Source organism: Winogradskyella sp. PC D3.3, from assembly GCF_054366245.1.
The window spans coordinates 1,863,645-1,881,935 of record NZ_CM135962.1 but is presented as its reverse complement, the minus strand read 5'-3'; the positions used below and the strand labels follow the sequence as shown (position 1 = coordinate 1,881,935).

General features: G+C 32.0%; 18 protein-coding genes and 1 pseudogene. 13 read left to right on the top strand and 6 right to left on the bottom strand.

The window, feature by feature from the left end; genetic code table 11:
* Positions 1–271 precede the first annotated feature (271 nt).
* The 12 genes and pseudogenes from ACXGSQ_RS08090 (at position 272) to ACXGSQ_RS08035 (ending at position 10,669) form a co-directional block, all read left to right on the top strand.
* Positions 272–730, top strand: coding sequence for a MarR family winged helix-turn-helix transcriptional regulator (locus tag ACXGSQ_RS08090; RefSeq protein ID WP_458629104.1), 459 nt, complete (start codon positions 272–274; stop codon positions 728–730).
* Positions 731–732: 2 nt separating this feature from the next.
* Complete coding sequence (locus ACXGSQ_RS08085) at positions 733–1,302, top strand: YceI family protein (protein WP_458629103.1); 570 nt, start codon at positions 733–735, stop codon at positions 1,300–1,302.
* 326 nt (positions 1,303–1,628) lie between these two features.
* Complete coding sequence (locus ACXGSQ_RS08080) at positions 1,629–3,029, top strand: anthranilate synthase component I family protein (RefSeq protein WP_458629102.1); 1,401 nt, start codon at positions 1,629–1,631, stop codon at positions 3,027–3,029.
* An 84-nt stretch (positions 3,030–3,113) separates the two neighbouring features.
* Positions 3,114–3,680: an anthranilate synthase component II gene (locus tag ACXGSQ_RS08075; protein ID WP_458629101.1), complete on the top strand. Its 567-nt coding sequence runs from the start codon at positions 3,114–3,116 to the stop codon at positions 3,678–3,680.
* 158 nt (positions 3,681–3,838) lie between these two features.
* Positions 3,839–4,830, top strand: a pseudogene (trpD, locus tag ACXGSQ_RS08070) (anthranilate phosphoribosyltransferase).
* Positions 4,827–5,621, top strand: a complete 795-nt coding sequence (gene trpC, locus ACXGSQ_RS08065) for an indole-3-glycerol phosphate synthase TrpC (protein ID WP_458629100.1) — start codon at positions 4,827–4,829, stop codon at positions 5,619–5,621. Before trpD ends, trpC begins: the two are co-directional and overlap by 4 nt.
* A 53-nt stretch (positions 5,622–5,674) precedes the next feature.
* Positions 5,675–6,295, top strand: a complete 621-nt coding sequence (locus tag ACXGSQ_RS08060; RefSeq protein ID WP_458629099.1) for a phosphoribosylanthranilate isomerase — start codon at positions 5,675–5,677, stop codon at positions 6,293–6,295.
* A 64-nt stretch (positions 6,296–6,359) separates the two neighbouring features.
* Complete coding sequence (trpB, locus tag ACXGSQ_RS08055; protein WP_458629098.1) at positions 6,360–7,547, top strand: tryptophan synthase subunit beta; 1,188 nt, start codon at positions 6,360–6,362, stop codon at positions 7,545–7,547.
* A 108-nt stretch (positions 7,548–7,655) separates the two neighbouring features.
* A complete protein-coding gene (locus ACXGSQ_RS08050) occupies positions 7,656–8,339 on the top strand; it encodes a cell division ATP-binding protein FtsE (protein WP_115807575.1) in 684 nt (227 codons plus the stop codon).
* An 86-nt stretch (positions 8,340–8,425) separates the two neighbouring features.
* A complete protein-coding gene (locus ACXGSQ_RS08045; protein WP_458629097.1) occupies positions 8,426–9,730 on the top strand; it encodes a capsular polysaccharide export protein, LipB/KpsS family in 1,305 nt (434 codons plus the stop codon).
* 1 nt (position 9,731) lies between these two features.
* Complete coding sequence (locus ACXGSQ_RS08040) at positions 9,732–10,031, top strand: glycosyltransferase family 2 protein (RefSeq protein WP_458629096.1); 300 nt, start codon at positions 9,732–9,734, stop codon at positions 10,029–10,031.
* Positions 10,032–10,243: 212 nt separating this feature from the next.
* On the top strand, positions 10,244–10,669 hold the full coding sequence (locus tag ACXGSQ_RS08035) for a hypothetical protein (RefSeq protein WP_458629095.1): 426 nt from the start codon (positions 10,244–10,246) through the stop codon (positions 10,667–10,669).
* Here the strand turns inward: ACXGSQ_RS08035 and ACXGSQ_RS08030 are convergent.
* Together ACXGSQ_RS08030 and ACXGSQ_RS08025 are read right to left on the bottom strand one after the other, a co-directional pair.
* Complete coding sequence (locus ACXGSQ_RS08030; protein WP_458629094.1) at positions 10,649–11,059, bottom strand: sugar 3,4-ketoisomerase; 411 nt, start codon at positions 11,057–11,059, stop codon at positions 10,649–10,651. The two genes, ACXGSQ_RS08035 and ACXGSQ_RS08030, sit on opposite strands and share 21 nt — an antisense overlap.
* Positions 11,059–12,120, bottom strand: coding sequence for a glycosyltransferase (locus tag ACXGSQ_RS08025; RefSeq protein WP_458629093.1), 1,062 nt, complete (start codon positions 12,118–12,120; stop codon positions 11,059–11,061). The genes ACXGSQ_RS08030 and ACXGSQ_RS08025 overlap by 1 nt, the downstream gene beginning before the upstream one ends.
* Before the next feature lie 78 nt (positions 12,121–12,198).
* On the opposite strand from ACXGSQ_RS08025, the gene ACXGSQ_RS08020 reads away from it, so the two are divergent.
* The gene (locus ACXGSQ_RS08020) at positions 12,199–13,341 is read left to right on the top strand and encodes a glycosyltransferase (protein WP_458629092.1); all 1,143 of its coding nucleotides are present in this window, start codon (positions 12,199–12,201) and stop codon (positions 13,339–13,341) included.
* A 48-nt stretch (positions 13,342–13,389) separates the two neighbouring features.
* On the opposite strand, the gene ACXGSQ_RS08015 is transcribed toward ACXGSQ_RS08020, so the two are convergent.
* From ACXGSQ_RS08015 to ACXGSQ_RS08000, 4 genes are all read right to left on the bottom strand, one after another.
* On the bottom strand, positions 13,390–14,673 hold the full coding sequence (locus ACXGSQ_RS08015; RefSeq protein WP_458629091.1) for an O-antigen translocase: 1,284 nt from the start codon (positions 14,671–14,673) through the stop codon (positions 13,390–13,392).
* 10 nt (positions 14,674–14,683) lie between these two features.
* Entirely contained in the window at positions 14,684–15,994 is a 1,311-nt protein-coding gene (locus ACXGSQ_RS08010) for an O-antigen translocase (RefSeq protein WP_458629090.1), read from the bottom strand.
* On the bottom strand, positions 15,995–17,095 hold the full coding sequence (locus ACXGSQ_RS08005; RefSeq protein WP_458629089.1) for a DegT/DnrJ/EryC1/StrS family aminotransferase: 1,101 nt from the start codon (positions 17,093–17,095) through the stop codon (positions 15,995–15,997). It abuts the gene before it with no gap.
* A gap of 184 nt (positions 17,096–17,279) precedes the next feature.
* Entirely contained in the window at positions 17,280–18,221 is a 942-nt protein-coding gene (locus ACXGSQ_RS08000; RefSeq protein ID WP_458629088.1) for a GNAT family N-acetyltransferase, read from the bottom strand.
* Between the last annotated feature and the right edge of the window lie 70 nt (positions 18,222–18,291).

Here is an 18,291-nt window from a genome sequence, read left to right as displayed (position 1 = left end):
AAATTAACATTTCATTATAACATAAACGAAAAAATAACAGAAGTGTTACATTTCGGATTCACTTTTTAACATATTCCATCTAAAACGTAGGAATCTACGGTAGATAAACGTTAGCTATACAATCAAATATCCAAAAGTCTTTCAATTTAATCCATCCCTTCTTGAAAGATCTACCTCTTAACCACCCAAAGCCCACAACTTAATAAATTTAACAAAATATTAATTTTCTGTCTCGATAAAACACATACATTTGTATATACAATTGTTGTATATGAGAGAATTGAATGACATATTAAAAATAAAAGCTGATTTACCGATATCAAGAGCGACAGTAATAAACATTTTTCATACCACCACATGGATAAAAGATGAATTGTTATTAGAGCTAAAACCTTTCGATTTATCCTTAGAACAATTCAATGTGCTTAGGATTTTAAGAGGTCAACATGGCAATGCCATAAACTTACAAGATATACAAGAACGTATGGTAAGTAAAATGAGTAATACCACTAGATTGGTTGATAAGCTGATAAATAAAAAATTCGTAAAACGTACGATTTGCAAATCCAATAGGAGAAAAGTTGAAATTGTTATTACAGATTTAGGTTTAGAAACGCTAAAAACAGTAGACCCAATTATAGATCACACAGAAAAAAATATTACAAAAAACTTAACTCCAGACGAGTTAACACAATTGAACACCCTTTTAATAAAACTTAAAAACAAATAATTATGAAAAACAGAAATTCAAACATTGCTATGCTATTAATTTTAGCATTATCATTTATGTCTTTTACGACATTAAAAGACAAAACCGTAAAAGTTGAAGAGAGCTCAGTAATATGGAAAGGCTATAAAGTAGGCGGAGAACATACTGGAACGATTAATCTAAAAAGTGGTACTTTATCATTTGATGGCAAAATGTTAACTGGTGGAAATTTTACCATAGATATGACTTCTATTAATACCACAGATTTACAAGGAGAATACAAAGGAAAATTAGATGGTCATTTAAAATCTGATGATTTCTTTGGTGTAGAAGAATTCCCTACAGCAACTTTAGAAATTACATCGGTTACAGGTAAAAATGGTGCTTTTAATGTAAATGCAGATGTTACTATTAAAGGAAAAACGGAAGCGATCTCTTTTCCAATGTTAATTAAAGGCAACACAGCAACCGCAAGTTTAAAAATTGATAGAACAAAACATAACATCACTTACAAATCGCCTTCTCTTTTAGAAACTTTAAAAGATAAAGCTATTTATGATGACTTTGATTTAAATGTAACCCTTAAGTTTTAATCCCTAATAACTAACTTTAGTAACATTTAAATTTTGATTCCTGTTTTTAGTAAAACCCTAATACAGGAATCTTTTTTTCCTAAAGTGTTTGAAATCCGAAATTTGATTTCTATCTTTGATGCTCAAATGAAAATAAATACAAATCATACTTGGTGGTGGAATTTCTCAAACTTACGTTCGTGAAATCATCCTTGGTATGTAAAACTTATATATATAAAAAGGCTTGTCATTCACGACAAGCCTTTTTTTTTTTACAAAGGCTTCATAAGCTATTATATTGAAACCTGTCTCTGTCTAAAGAGACATCAAATTGAATTTGACATAAAATGAAAACATTTAGTTTAAACACCCATTATAAAAAAATCTTAGCAGACACCATTACTCCTGTGAGCATTTATCTAAAGATTAGAGATAAATTCCCAAATAGTATCTTGTTAGAAAGTAGTAATTACCATGCTAACGACAATAATTTTTCTTATATATGTTGCAATCCTATTGCTTCTATAAAAGTTGAAAATGATATAATTTTTCAAACTTTTCCTGACGGAAGTATAAAGACTAGTCCTATAGGAACCGTAGGTGTTGTTGAAGAGATACACAAATTCACACAACGTTTTAAAGTGGATTCAAATAAAGAATTCAAGTTTATAAATAATGGAATTTTTGGGTACACCGCGTATGATGCTGTAAAGTATTTTGAAGACATTGAGATTTCAAAAAAAGACCATTCAGTGTCTATTCCTGAAATATACTATGCTGTGTATCAAAACATCATTGCTATAGACCATCAAAAAAATGAAGCTTATATTTTTGCGCACTGCTTTCATAACGAAAATAATATTGACGACGTTTTACAATTGATCCAAACCAGACAATACGCTTCTTACGATTTTAAAACTAAAGGCACTATTGAATCAAATCTTACAGACGACGAATATAAAGCACACGTAGAACTGGCAAAAAAACATTGTGGTCGCGGAGATGTCTTTCAATTGGTACTGTCTAAACAATTCTCGCAACAATTTAGTGGTGATGAATTTAATGTTTACAGAGCCTTAAGAAGTATTAACCCTTCTCCTTACCTATTCTATTTTGATTATGGGAATTTTAAAATATTTGGTAGCTCACCAGAAGCACAATTGGTAGTTAGTGATGGTAAAGCCGAAATTCACCCTATTGCTGGTACTTTTAAGCGAAGTGGAAACGACCTTAAAGACGCGCAATTAGCTGAAGAATTAATAAAAGATGACAAAGAAAACAGCGAGCATGTTATGTTAGTTGACTTAGCCAGAAACGACCTAAGTAGAAACGGAAGCAATGTTACTGTAGAAAATTATAGAGAAGTACAATTCTTCTCTCACGTCATTCATTTAGTAAGTAAAGTTACAGGTACAATTCACAAAAACACCGACACCATGCAAGTGGTTGCAGACACATTTCCAGCTGGAACTCTAAGTGGAGCACCAAAACACAAAGCCATGCAGTTGATTGAAAAGTACGAAAAAACGAGCAGAGGTTATTATGGTGGAGCTATCGGTTTTATGGATTTTAACGGTAATTTTAATCATGCCATTATGATTAGAACATTTTTAAGTCAGGATCATAAATTATTTTGGCAAGCAGGCGCAGGATTGGTTGCCAAATCTAATCCCGAAAGTGAATTGCAAGAAGTTTATAATAAGCTTGGTGCTTTAACAAAAGCGATTGAACAGGCTGAGGAAATTTGAATTAGCAGTCATTCCTGCGTAGGCAGGAATCTATTTAAAAAATTGAAGTATAATCAAAAAGATACCTGCTTTCGCAGGCATAAAATGAAAAAAATATTAGTCATAGACAATTACGACAGTTTCACATACAATCTAGTTCATTATTTAGAGGACTTAGATTGTGAAGTCACCGTAAAACGAAACGATAAACTAACGCTAGAAGACGTCGATGCTTTTGAAAAAATTGTGTTGTCTCCAGGACCTGGTATTCCAGATGAAGCTGGTTTATTGAAACAGATTATAGAAACTTATGCTCCAACCAAAAGTATCTTAGGTGTTTGTTTAGGACAACAAGCTATTGGAGAAGTTTTTGGTGGTTCATTAGAAAATTTAGATAATGTGTATCATGGTGTAGCCACTAGCATTACACTTTCAGTGGATGATGAATCCCTTTTTAAAGGCTTAGGTAAAACTTTTGAAGTGGGCAGATATCATTCATGGGTCGTTAATGCCAATTTGCCAGATTGTTTAGAAGCCACGTCTTTTGACGCAAACGGACAAATCATGTCGTTAAGACATAAGATTTATGATGTAAAAGGTGTACAATATCATCCGGAATCGGTGTTGACGCCAGATGGAAAAAAGATTCTTAAGAATTGGGTAAATGAGTGAATAGAGGATTCTGTTTCTTCCTCAGTCTCAGTTTTTAGTAAACAGTAACATCCTAGATTTAGACAAGGTTAGAAAAAAAACTATGCTTTTCAGAAAGAAAGAAAGAAAGAAAGAAAGAAAGAGTAAATAAAAAGATACCTGCTTTCGCAGGCATTACTATGAAACAATTATTAAACAGACTCATTAACCAAGAAAGCATCTCTAGTGAAGAAGCAAAAAACGTCTTGGTGAACATATCCGAAGGAAAATATAATCAAAGTCAAATTGCATCGTTCGTAACCGTTTATATGATGCGAAGTATTACCACTGATGAACTTCGTGGTTTTAGAGATGCACTTTTAGAATTATGTATTCCTGTAAATTTAGATAATTACGAAACCATTGATTTATGTGGAACTGGAGGTGATGGAAAAGACACTTTTAATATTTCAACCTTATCTTCATTTGTAACTGCAGGAGCAGGAGTCCACGTTACGAAGCACGGAAATTACGGTGTATCATCAGCTTGTGGATTTCAAATGTTATGGAATATTTAGGCATAAAATTCACAAATGATACCGACTTTTTAAAACGTAGTATAGATGAGGCTGGTATTTGTGTTTTACATGCACCTTTGTTTCATCCTGCTATGAAAAATGTAGCACCAATCCGAAAAGAATTGGGAGTAAAAACCTTTTTCAATATGTTAGGTCCTATGGTAAATCCGGCATTTCCAAAAAATCAAATGGTTGGTGTTTTTAATCTTGAATTGTTAAGATTATACAGTTATTTATATCAAGAAACAAATAAAAACTATGCGATTGTCCATGCTTTAGATGGTTATGATGAAATCTCATTAACGGGAAAAACAAAAGTGATTTCTAATACATCTGAAGTTTTATTTGAACCTTCTTATCTAGGCCTTTCACAAATTCAACAATCTGAAATTTTTGGAGGAAACAGTATCAAAATGGCTGCCGAAATTTTTAAAAGCGTTATTAATTATAAAGGTACAGAAGCACAGCACAATGTGGTGTGTGCTAACGCCGGACTAGCTATTGCTACGGCTAAACAAATTTCACACAAGGAAGGTTTTGAATTGGCCAAAGAATCGCTTGTTAGTGGAAAAGCAAAACAGAGTTTAGATAAACTAATTGAATTAAGCAAATGAACATCTTAGACAAAATAGTAATAGACAAACGCAAGGAGGTTAATCTTAAAAAAGAACTAATTCCTATAAAAGCTTATGAACAATCACCTTATTTTGGAATAAAAACAAGGTCATTGTCAGACAAACTAAGAGCTAGTCAGACTGGTATTATTGCAGAGTTTAAACGTAAGTCACCTTCTAAATCCATTATAAATGATACTGCTTTGGTTGAAGATGTTGCCTATGGTTACGAAAACGCAGGAGTATGTGGCATGTCTATTTTAACAGACGAGATTTATTTTGGTGGTTCCATGGACGATTTAATGATTGCTAGAGAAAATTGCGAATTGCCTTTGCTTCGAAAAGAATTTATTATTGATGAATATCAGATTATTGAAGCCAAAGCCATTGGTGCAGATGCTATTTTACTAATTGCAGCCATATTAACTAAAGCTGAAATTAAGCAGTTTTCTGAATTAGCGAAAAGCCTAAAACTTGATGTGTTATTAGAAGTCCATAACGAAGACGAATTACACAAGTCAATTATGCCATCTTTAGATATGTTAGGTGTGAATAACAGAAATTTAAAAACATTTGAAGTCAGTTTAGACATCTCAAAACAATTGAGTGCATTGATACCTAACGATTTTGTAAAAGTGTCAGAATCAGGTATTAGTTCGGTGGACGCCATCAAAAAACTACAGCCTTATGGATACAAAGGTTTTTTAATCGGCGAAAACTTTATGAAAACAGAGAACCCTGAAGCAAGTGCTACTCAATTTATAAAAGACCTAGCAGGTCTCAATACATAATAATTTAAAAAAGTCGAATGCGTGGTGAGATTCCCGCTTTCGCGAAAATGAAGATGAAACTAAAAGTCTGCGGAATGAAATATGAGGATAACCTGGAAGCTGTGGCTAGTTTGCGACCTGACTATCTCGGTTTTATATTTTATAAAAAATCAACCAGACATTTTGATTCTAGTATTCCTGAATTGCCAAAATCAATTAAAAAGATTGGTGTTTTTGTGGATGAAGAACTAAAAACCGTAAAAGACACCATAGAAAAATTCAATTTGCAAGCTGTTCAACTTCATGGTTCAGAATCACCAGAGTATTGCAGTCAACTAAATAATGTGGAAGTGATTAAAGTATTCAGCATTAAAGATGAATTCAACTTTGATGTGCTTCAACCTTTTGAAGATGTCTGTGATTATTTTTTATTCGATACCAAAGGAAAATTACCAGGCGGAAACGGTTACACCTTCAACTGGAATGTATTAGAGCAGTATCCATCAACCAAACCTTATTTTTTAAGTGGTGGTATTGGATTACATGAAATTGAAAAACTAAAAGAATTCAAAGAAAGTCCGGCTTCAAAGTACTGTTATGCTATTGATGTGAATAGTAAATTTGAAATTGAACCTGGATTGAAAAATATTGAAGAATTAGAAAAATTTATAACTCATCTGTCATTCCGCACGTGATGCGGAATCCACAATGAAAATCAAAATTAATAGATTCCTGCCTTCGCAGGAATGACAAAGGCTTATGAAAAACACATACAACATCAATGAAAAAGGCTATTACGGTGAGTTCGGTGGAGCATACATTCCCGAAATGCTTTATCCTAATGTAGAAGAGTTGCGCCAAAACTATTTAAAGATTATGGCTGAACCTTCGTTTCAAGAAGAGTTCAATCAACTTTTAAAAGATTACGTTGGTCGTCCTTCTCCACTCTATTTTGCGAAACGTCTTTCAGAAAAATACAATACCAAGGTCTATTTAAAACGTGAGGATTTAAATCATACTGGTGCTCACAAAATCAACAATACCATTGGTCAAATTCTGATGGCGAAACGTTTAGGTAAAAACAGAATAATTGCCGAAACTGGAGCTGGTCAACACGGCGTTGCAACCGCAACCGTTTGTGCTTTAACAGGTATTGACTGTGTGGTTTATATGGGAGAAATTGATATTGCACGTCAAGCCCCAAACGTCGCCCGAATGAAAATGTTAGGCGCCAAAGTTGTTCCTGCGTTATCTGGTAGCAGAACGTTGAAAGACGCTACTAATGAAGCTATTCGCGATTGGATTAATAATCCGGTTGACACCCATTACATTATTGGTTCTGCTATTGGACCTCATCCTTATCCGGATATGGTGACGCAATTTCAATCGGTAATTTCCGAAGAAATAAAATGGCAATTAAAAGAAAAAGAAGGTCGAGAAAATCCGGATTACGTGGTCGCTTGTATTGGTGGAGGCAGTAATGCCGCAGGAACCTATCATCATTTTTTAGATAATGAAGATGTTGGTATTATTGCTGTAGAAGCCGCTGGAAAAGGGATTCACTCAGGTGAAAGTGCCGCAACTTCTGTTTTAGGAAAAGAAGGGATTATACACGGTTGCAAAACCTTATTAATGCAAACTAAAGACGGACAAATTACAGAGCCCTATTCTATTTCTGCAGGGTTAGATTATCCTGGTGTTGGGCCACTACATTCACATTTGTATAAAACAGGTCGTGGTGAATTTTATTCAGCAACCGACGATGAAGCTATGAATTCTGGTTTAGAATTAACGCAATTGGAAGGTATTATTCCGGCTATCGAAAGTTCGCATGCCTTGGCTATTTTTAAACATAAAACGTTTAAACCTAGCGACGTTGTGGTGATTAGTTTATCTGGTCGTGGTGATAAAGATTTACAGAATTATATCGATTATTTTGATTTATAGTTGGTTGTTGGTTGAAAATAGAATTCTATATTGGAATTTAAAACTTAAGTTTTGGATTTGAAATTTTAAGCAATACATTTACAGTTACCAATTATTTATATTTATAATATGTCCGAAACGGTTTTAGAACTTAGAGATGCTACAATTTATCAAGGCGACAGTATGGTACTGTCTAAGGTGAATTTTGAAATGAAGAAAGGAGATTTTGTCTATCTTATTGGTAAAACAGGAAGTGGAAAAAGTAGTTTCATGAAAACCCTTTATGGTGATTTACAATTAACCGAAGGAGAAGGTTCAATTGTAGATTTCAATTTAAAAACCATGAAAGAAAAAGATATTCCGTTTTTAAGACGAAAATTGGGTATCGTTTTTCAAGATTTTAAATTATTACCAGATCGTACTATTATTGGAAATTTAGAATTCGTGTTAAAAGCAACAGGTTGGAAAGAAAAAGACCGTATTAAAGACCGTATAGATACAGTTTTAGATAAGGTGGCCATGAAGACCAAAGGCTTTAAATATCCACATGAACTTTCTGGTGGTGAACAGCAACGTATAGCTATTGCACGTGCTTTGTTAAATGATCCTGAACTGATTTTAGCCGATGAGCCAACCGGAAATTTAGATCCACAAACCAGTGTTGAAGTCATGGAAGTCTTGCAAGATATTAATAAAAATGGTAACACCATTTTAATGGCGACACACGATTATGCTTTACTTTTAAAATATCCGAGCAAAACCTTAAAATGCGACGAAAACAAGGTGTTTGAAGTGGTGCAACGTAAGAGTTAAAAAGAATTTGATTCTAAATGAGATGTTAATCTCTAATTCTATATAATTTAGTTAAAAACACTAAATTTAAATTTTCACACTTAAACATGACTGTAATATGTATTGGGTACTACGACAAGTTTTCAAGATATTTTCTTGATATTAAAAAGCATCTTGAAACGCAACACCACTCTACTCTTATTTTTAAAATTTACAGCATTCATCTCAGTGGGTTTCTTTATAATTTATTCCGATTAAAATTTAGTAGTTGGATTGCTCTCAAAGCTTGGCTAATAGTACTCCGTAAAAAGCAACTCTATCAAACAACTATAAAAACTTCGGATACCTATAAAGGAATTTCATATAACAACCACATAAAATTTCATTTAGCCTTAAATTCTAAAATTTCAAAAAAAGCATTACAGTTGCAAGCTTTGGCTTACATCGATATATTTGATAAGCGATTTACAAAAGAGCAACCGGATTTTTTATTGACACTTGGGGACTCTAGACTTTGTATTGAAATCGCTATTGCACTTGCAAAACAGCAGAATATAAAGATTTATTTTATTGAACAAGGGCCTTTTAATACCACTTTTTTTGATAATGAAGGTGTAAATGCGAATTTGAGTATTAGAACTAAATTTAATTCTAATACCACTAACCATACAGTTTTACAATCTAAAACACAAAGAACTGCGACTTCAAAACCTTATAAACGTTCGCCATTCTATCGTGGTATGGATTTTTTATGTGCTATATTGTTTGAAAATACAGCAATCTATCCTCCTGATTTAAAATATACAGATGTTATTCATCGTGCTTTAAAAAAGCCATATAATTCTTTAGAAAATTCAAAAAAAGCAGCACAACCTTATGTGTTGTTAATACTTCAAATTCCTAAAGATGTAAATATGATTTATCACAGTCCTAATTTTAAAACACATACTGAAATTATAACTAGTGTATATTCTAATCTGCCCAAAGACATCAAGCTAATTATAAGAGAGCATCCTTTATACATTAATAAATATGACACATCCATGTATGAGTTTGCACATAAAAATCATATTCCAATAGATAATAACACCCCATTACTAGAGGCTATAAACTTTGCAAAAATTGTGGTGGTTAATAATTCTACTGTTGGAATAGAAGCTATTTTAGCCTATAAAACAGTAGTCGTTTTAGGAAATGCATTTTATGATAATGATCAAATTTGTCTTAAACTTAAAACCAAAGAAGACTTATCTTCAATTTTAGAAAAAGCCATGTATAATGTGCCTGATACGGTAAAAATTGATACATTTAAAAAGGCTTTATATAATAGTGTTTTATTGCAAGGTGCTATTACTGATGACACCTTACAATCCTCAAAAACCATTGCTCAACATTTATTAGAAACTCATTAATATGCCCTTTTTCTCTGTCATAATTCCATTATACAACAAAGCCGATTATATTTCTGATTGTCTAGAAAGTGTCTTAAATCAAAATTTTACAGATTACGAAATTGTTATAGTCAACGATGGCTCTACAGATCAAAGTGAGGCTATAGTTAAAGGCTTTAATTCTGAAAACATAAATCTGGTCTATCAGGCCAATGCCGGAGTAAGTAAAGCTCGAAATTATGCTTCAAAATTGGCAAAAGGCAAGTTTTTAGCTTTTTTAGATGCTGATGATCTTGGAAAACAAATCATTTACAAACATTAAAAGAAAGCATTGAGCAATTTCCAAATGCTGGTCTTTATGGTAATAATTATGAAGTTAATTATAATGACTCGTACATACAACCTGCAAAATTCAATTTTGAATATGCTAACGAGCCATGCATTGTTGAAGATTTTTTTAAAGCCAGTTTAAAAGACACCGTAATTTGGACATCTGCTGCTGCAATTTCGAGAGAAAAATTCTTAAGCTCGGGTATGTTTAATAGTAAATACTCTACTGGACAAGATTTAGACTTATGGATAAGAATAGCACTCAACCAAACTATTGTATTCAACCCTAAGGTTACCATGTGCTACAACAAAGCGATTGTCAATAGCTTATCTAAAAGTGAAATTAATGATGTACGCTTTGACTTTTTAAACGCTTACAAATCTTTTGAAGAAAACAATAAGAGTTTAAAACAGTATTTAGACTTAAAACGCTACGGCTTAGCATTGCGCACTAAAATAAATGGAGAATCTAAAATTTATAGAGACACAAAAGATTCAATAGATTTTGAAAATCTCAATTTCAAGCAAAAGACATTATTAAAAACTCCTTCATTTTTACTGAGATTACTGAATAAAATGAGACCTTACATTATAAAAAACACATTGTATTTAAAACTTTTTAAAGCTTAGAAAATCATTATATTCTCTAATGTAATCTAATTCGTCATATTCTGAAGACGCTAATACTAAGCAAACACAACCTGAAGAAAAATTATCAATTTCTCTCCATATACCTGGCACAACCAATAATCCCTTATGAGGTTTATTAAGTTTCACTATTTTACTCTTTTTTCCGTCTTTCAATAACACATCAAAACTGCCAGAAAGCGGAATAATAAGTTGATAAAGTTCTTTATGAGCATGACCACCTCTAAATGCATCCGAAGGCACATCGTACAAATAATAGACACGTTCAATTTTAAAAGGTATCGTGTTTTTTTCAATAACGGCTAAAAGGCCACGTTCGTCATGTACTCTAGGAATTTCTAGGATAGAAACATCATCAATTGTTGTACTCATTAATTTTCTATTAAAATTTGCCATTGTTTTGAAATATTTTGAACCGAAAAAGGTTCTACACTTTGTTTTGCATGGGCTTTGCAACGAAGATATAATTTTTCATCCTTAATAAAACGATTTAGGGCTTTTGATAATGCCAACGGATTATGATTTTTGACCAATAAACCATTAACTTCATTTACAATTACACCATCCTCATGATTTTTATATTCGACACTAACCACAGGAACTCCACAAGCTAGAGATTCTAAAACGGTCATAGGAAAACCTTCATATTTGCTAGATAACACCGTGAATATCGATTTATCAATATATGCAAAAGGATTTTCAGAAAAGGGTAATACTTCTATTAAACCATTTAAATTTAAATCTGAAATCTTTTCTACTATCCAATTTTTATCTTTTCCATCGCCCATAAGTACAAGCTTAATGCCTTGCGTTGAAAGTTCTGATTTAGAATAAGCATCCACTAATAATGCTACATTCTTTTGATCTTCTTCAAAACGTCCATACCAAAAAATAAATGGAACGGCTATAGCAACATTAGCCGCTTTCAAACGATTTAAGTAATCAAAATCTATTGGATTATAAATAGTTTCTAAATTATTGAAATTATATAATTCTTTTACTTTTTTCTCAATACCTTCAGAAACTGTCACAATCTTTTTAGCTTTTCCGTACAATAATTTTGTCAACCACTTTACTGGTGGAAAATAACGTTCAATTGTAAAATTATGCACAATATAAATGGTCGTTTTTGGATATATCAATCCAGAAATAATATATTCTGAAAAACGTTTACAACGCACACGATGGTCAATGACAATATCAATTCTATTCTCCTTTAAATATTTACGAAACAACAACAAGCGTTTAAATCGGCCTAACATAGAATCATTCTGCTCTTTAATTTCACCTAAATTGAATAATTCACCTTTGTAAGGATACTTTATACTGTTGAGTATGGTTACGATATAAACATCATATCCTAAATCTGATAAAAAAATAGATTGCATAGCTGCCACTCTATCGGCACCGCCTTCACTAAGTGAGCGTGACACGATACAAATTCTTTTTTTATGTTTACTTTGCATGTTCATTAATTAATTGGATAAAGATATTAAATGAAACTGCAATAAATGAAAGTTTTACTCTTTGGTGAATATAATAGAGCGCAATGGAACATTAAATTAGGCCTTAACAGTTTAGGACATGAAGCCATTTTGGTTAGTAATAGAGATGGATTTAAAAAAGTTGATGTTGACATTGAAATAATAGACCCTTATCGTTCTAAATTTAGAAAAAAATTCAGGATTTTAATTAAAAAAATCACTGGAATAGACCTTACTGCGGTTTCAATAAAACGCCAAATAAAATCTAAAAAGAAACTACTTTCTAATTATGATATTGTGCAATTTATTAATGAAGCTCCATTTGATTTTGAGCGAAAACACCAACTTATAATTTTCAATTGGCTAAAACAATGGAATAAAAGCGTTTTTTTACTTTCGGCTGGCTTAGATTACCCAAGTATCAGCTATGCTTATGCTAAGAAATTTAGATATTCTATATTAACACCTTATTTTGAAAACAAAGGTTCTAAGAAAGATTTTTCGCCTGCTCTAAGTTATATCAGTGAAGCACACATAGCATTGCATAATGAAATCTTTAAAAGTATTAAAGGGGTTATTTCAAATGATTTAGATTATCATATTCCATTAATAGGCTATTCAAAATATTTAGGCATGATTCCTCATGCTATTAACTTAAGTGAGCTCAGCTTTCAAACACCATCTATTGACGAAAAAATCATCATTTTTCATGGTATAAATACGTTTAATTATTACAAAAAAGGGAATGATATCTTTGATGCTGCCTTAGCTATTATTTCTAAGAAATATGGAGATAAAATAGAAATAATTATTGCCAAAAACTTACCTTATAAAGACTATATTAAGAGTTTTGACAGAGCTCATATTCTATTAGATCAAGTGTATGCATATGATCAAGGTTTTAATGCTTTGGAAGCCATGGCAAAAGGAAAAGTAGTATTTACAGGCGCGGAACAAGAATGGTTAGACTATTATGAGCTTAAAGACGATACCATTGCTATAAATGCATTACCTGATGCAGAACTAATAGCCAAAAAATTAGAGTGGCTCATACTTAATCCTGAAAAAATCGTTGAAATTTCGGCTCATGCTAGGCAATTTGTAAAAGCACATCATGATCATATCTCATGCGCCCAACAGTATTTAGAAACTTGGCAGAAACATATTTAATTTTTTAGAAATATTAACTAATAATGGTGTGCTGTAATATTCACCATTTTAGGTATTAGATTGTGATTTATAATACCCCCTAATTAGAAAAGCTACAATTATAAAGTAGATAATATAGCGCACAAAATGTGCTATTACAATGCCTTCTGTTCCGTAATACTGAATAAACACTTTAGAAAGTGTAAAAAACAGGGCTAAAGAAATTACTTCAGTAATCACAAAACTTTTAACCAATCTTTTAGCTAAAAACTGATGGGCTAATACTACAGAACACAAGCGCACAAAATCGCCTAATAATTGCCATTTAAATAAAGGCTCCATGCCTATAAAATCTGGATAAATAAACTTTATAATATAGTTTCTAAGAAAATAAACGAGTAACATTCCTAATGCAAAAATGGGTAGAATGGTTTTATAAATACTAAAAACTTCAGTTTGAAATTCATGCTTGGTATGAATACTCGCAAATTTTGGTAACACATATAGCGTAAACAATCCAGTAGCAAATACCATATAATTTTTAGAAACAAATGTGATGGCTGTCCAATAGCCTGCTTCATTAATATTCATTTCTTGTGCAACCAAAGTCCTTATATCTAATTCAATATAATTCAATAAAAACGTAGAAATAAAGGACATCAATGTAAAGGCTAACAACTTATTTTGATAAACGAGACTTAAATTTATTGATTTAAATTTTATATATTTTCTCAAGGTTTTTCCAAATACAAAAGCCAAAACACATAAATGAATCACTGGTGTTATGGTAATAGCAATAAGCACTCCTTTTAATTCTAAAGTATAAAGTCCAATAACAAGTGCTATAATACCTAGAAGATAACTTATTAATTCAATTTTAGCATAGCGTTTATAATCCGACAAACCACTAACCACTGCATTTACAATACGACCTATGGCGAGAAAGGGAATAATAACAGCCAAAAGCTGAAAAACATAGACATAGTCTTGTGAACCGAATAAATAATTAGACAAGAATACTGCCCCAAAAAACAAAATTGCAGCAGAGCTGATTGAACCAATAACACCAAAAATAGTTACGGTTGAGAATATTTTAGAAAGTTCTGGCTGATCATTTTTAAATTCAGCTACATATTTAACGACCCCATTGAATGTTCCCAATGTAGAGGTACTTGTTAACATTGCTATTACATTCCGCACCTGTCCAATACTTGCAATACCTACTTCACCAACTGTAACCGCAAGTAAACGCTGAATAAATGCAGAAACAATTAATCTAATAGTTATGACCACTGCATTTAGCGATGTAATCTTAAGCACCGTATTATTACTAATAAATTTTGGAAGTTTCACGTGTTTGCTTTTAATACTCTTCTATACCTTCTTCGTTAATAACACCAAATAAGGAACTACTAAAGAGTAATAATATTATTCCGAAGTACATAAAATAACTTAGACAATGTCCCATTACAGCACCTTGTAATCCAAACTCATCGATAAGATAAATACTAGAAAAGTACATTATTACGAATAAAAATATTTCTAGTATAATAAAATGTGCAAACATCTTTTTTGCCAAAAACTGATAGGCAATTACCATTGAAAACACACGAGCTATATCACCTAATATTTGATAACCAAATAGGTCTTCTACAGGTCTAAACTCTTCTGTAAACAATAGATTTATTAATAATGACCTACTCAAGTAAATTACAAGAAGTAATATTAAAAACGCAGGCATAATGCTCTTATAGAAGCTAAAGACTTCCTTTCTAAAATCCCGTTTTGAATTAATTTCAGAAAAACGAGGCAAAATATAAAGTGCCGTTAAGGAATTAATAAACATTAAGTAATAATCTGAAACGCGGGTCATGGCTGTCCAATAACCTGCTGACTTTATTCCAATTTCATCAATAAGATAATTTCTAATAATTATCATTACAATTGGAATTGCTATAGAGCTCACCAATGCCATCATCATATACGGACTTAATTTATTTAAAACCGACAAACTAATTCGTGTAATCTTAACAAAGGACATTAAGCTTCTTCTAAAGGCTATACCGACAATGGTGATTAATAAATTAAGCGCCGGAGTAATCACTATGGCTAGTAAAGCACCATCTATATTTTCTTGATATATCAGAATCAATGTCACCAGAAGACCTAAAATCTGACCTAAAATGTTTATCAGCAGCAAATACTTGTGTTTAGAAAATCCATTCATAATGGAAAATGTAAACATGTTTAAGGCATAAAACGGTAAAACAATGGCAACTGTTTTAATGATATATGTATATCTAAAGCTCGAAGAAAAAATGATATTATTTATAAACTCAGCGTTGTAGTAACAAAAGAACGTTAAAAATATAGAGGTAAAAAAACCAAAGTAAAATACTGTAGATAAAATTTTACTAAGTTCAACGGCATCATCTTTAACTTGACTGACAAATTTAACCACCCCTTTGTATAGTCCAGAAATAGAGAGCGACTGCAGAACACTCATAAAATTCCGCAAATTCCCAATAAGTGCCATTCCTTGTGGACCAATGTAAATGGCTATAAATTTCGAAATCAAAATACCTGCTAAAATTCTAAGGCTAATGTTAGTCAAGTTTAAACTTGCCGCCTTTACTAAGACTTCGCTATTTATGTAATTAAAAAACTTTTTCAATTAATATGTGTTTAAAGCCGAGATAACCGACTGAATATCTTTGTCTAGCATCACAGGACTCATTGGCAAACTTATAATTCTTTTATGAATCTTTTCAGTAAGCGGAAGATTAAAATAAGAAAAAGAGCGCAATGCCTCTTGTTGATGCGGTGGAATAGGATAATGAATTAACCATTCTATTTTATTGGTATCTAGAAACTTTATAAAATCGGCCCTATCATCAACCTCTATAACAAAAGCATAAAACACATGATTCTTAGAACCATTATAGTATGGTAGTTTTAATTTGGGGTTTTTAATACCATTTAAGTAAGTCTTAGCGATTTCCCTACGTCTATCATTATCTTTATCTAAGACCTTCAATTTCACCCTTAAAAATGAGGCTTGCATATCATCTAAACGACTATTAAAACCAATAATTTTATTATTGTATTTTTCTTCACTACCATAATTTCGCAATAACTTAATGATAGTAACTAATTCTGAGTCATTAGTAGTGATAGCACCACCATCACCAAGTGCTCCGAGATTTTTACTCGGATAGAAGCTAAATGCTGCTGCGTCTGAAAGGTTTCCTGCTTTAGCTAAATTAGAATCTGCAATGGCGCCATGCGCTTGAGCCGCATCTTCAATTAAGAGTAAATTAAAATCTTTAGCTATTTGCTGAAAACGGTCTACATCTGCCAATTGGCCATATAAATGAACCATAATTACAGCCTTAGCATCAACAAACAGAGCAGTATCTATATCAACAGCAATAGTATAGGTTTCTGGATCAGGTTCTACCAAAACAGGGACTAATCCTGCATGAATAACCGATAAAATGGTTGCAATAAATGTATTTGCAGGAACAATTACCCGATCCCCTTTTTTGAGTTTACCGAGTTCTATATATCCTTTTAAGATTAAAGTTAACGCATCTAAACCATTACCTGTACCAATGCAATATTGTGTTCCACAATAAGCTGCAAACTCATTTTCGAAATTGGTAACGTTAGTTCCTAAAATAAAATGAGCATCATCCAAAGATTGATTGAAGGACACTTGAAACTCGTCTCTAAAGCGATTATTGATTTTATATAAATCTAAAAACTTAATCATAAATTTTAAATTATAAGGACATAACTCTCTTTGCTCAACTGACCAATCAGATAAACCTGTGAAATATAAAACAACAATTGATGAAATTAAAACTTTAATTAACTAGATTTCAATAACCTTCGGAAATACTGTACTAATTTGGCTATAAACACTTAAAATTAGACAAAGCGAAGAAAAAAACTAGTTATACTCTCGGAATATCTAACACTTTATAAATAGCAGTTTCTAGCAGATACGTATTTGCAGTATGACTTCTTGCACCGCAACTTTCTTTCCAAAAAATAAGTCCTTCATTGATTTTTGTTCCGTTGTCCTCGCTCGAAATATTAAAATCAAAATAACGCTTATCATCGCACATTTTATTGATTATAAAATCATAAGCCAGATCAAGGCTACCATAGGCGTTTTTATCTGCATTACCAGAAACATATTGCGGATGGACAGTCGTTTTGGTTAAAAACACAGTTGTTCCGGCTACAACTTTACCATCTTTGTAAATATTAACTTGCTTAATATGCTCTGGAAAGCGTGAAGCCAACAATTCTATTTCTTCTAAAGAATGAACGGGTTTAATGCCATGTTTCTTATCTAGATTTGGTATCAAAACCGTATTCCAAAATTCTTTAAAATTAGTATCTACCTTCAACTCAAGACCAGATCGCATTGCTTTATTGAGACCTTCTCTTCTGTTTTTTTGAAAGCGTAATTTATGAGCATAATCAATAACCATCAGCACATCTTTTTTTAATAATTGTGCATTGGCTTTATATAGAAAATAGTCCAACTCATCAGCTGGCATTATATTATAAAACGTAGGTATAACTTTTATTTCAAGTTGCTTAATACCTTCAGAGTGGTAAAAAGCAAGCATCGCTTTAAAAGCTTCAAAAGCATAGAAAAATTTTGATTTGTCTTGTAGTACAAAGCTCCCATAAGTTAACCCTTGATGAGAAATTATCTTGTTACCAACTACATTTGCAGGAAGCAATGCGTATAGTTCTTCACCTCTATAAACCATGACAGAAAAATCGTTAAACCGATTACTATGATAGTCCATAAAACCTCTCTGAAATAAGAATGTGGCATTTTTAGCCTTTTTTACAAAGGCATCCCATTCTGGTTGCAAGCTAGAGTGATATTTTTTTACTGAGAAAATGATATTTGAATTTTATTGACCAAAGTAAATAAAAAAAACG

Coding starts and splice junctions, on each gene's coding strand:
- ACXGSQ_RS08090 (WP_458629104.1), top strand. CDS start 272: ATGAGAGAATTGAATGACATATTAAAAATAAAAGCTGATTTACCGATA.
- ACXGSQ_RS08085 (WP_458629103.1), top strand. CDS start 733: ATGAAAAACAGAAATTCAAACATTGCTATGCTATTAATTTTAGCATTA.
- ACXGSQ_RS08080 (WP_458629102.1), top strand. CDS start 1,629: ATGAAAACATTTAGTTTAAACACCCATTATAAAAAAATCTTAGCAGAC.
- ACXGSQ_RS08075 (WP_458629101.1), top strand. CDS start 3,114: ATGAAAAAAATATTAGTCATAGACAATTACGACAGTTTCACATACAAT.
- trpC (WP_458629100.1), top strand. CDS start 4,827: ATGAACATCTTAGACAAAATAGTAATAGACAAACGCAAGGAGGTTAAT.
- ACXGSQ_RS08060 (WP_458629099.1), top strand. CDS start 5,675: ATGAAACTAAAAGTCTGCGGAATGAAATATGAGGATAACCTGGAAGCT.
- trpB (WP_458629098.1), top strand. CDS start 6,360: ATGAAAAACACATACAACATCAATGAAAAAGGCTATTACGGTGAGTTC.
- ACXGSQ_RS08050 (WP_115807575.1), top strand. CDS start 7,656: ATGTCCGAAACGGTTTTAGAACTTAGAGATGCTACAATTTATCAAGGC.
- ACXGSQ_RS08045 (WP_458629097.1), top strand. CDS start 8,426: ATGACTGTAATATGTATTGGGTACTACGACAAGTTTTCAAGATATTTT.
- ACXGSQ_RS08040 (WP_458629096.1), top strand. CDS start 9,732: ATGCCCTTTTTCTCTGTCATAATTCCATTATACAACAAAGCCGATTAT.
- ACXGSQ_RS08035 (WP_458629095.1), top strand. CDS start 10,244: ATGTTTAATAGTAAATACTCTACTGGACAAGATTTAGACTTATGGATA.
- ACXGSQ_RS08030 (WP_458629094.1), bottom strand. CDS start 11,059: ATGAGTACAACAATTGATGATGTTTCTATCCTAGAAATTCCTAGAGTA.
- ACXGSQ_RS08020 (WP_458629092.1), top strand. CDS start 12,199: ATGAAAGTTTTACTCTTTGGTGAATATAATAGAGCGCAATGGAACATT.
- ACXGSQ_RS08005 (WP_458629089.1), bottom strand. CDS start 17,095: ATGATTAAGTTTTTAGATTTATATAAAATCAATAATCGCTTTAGAGAC.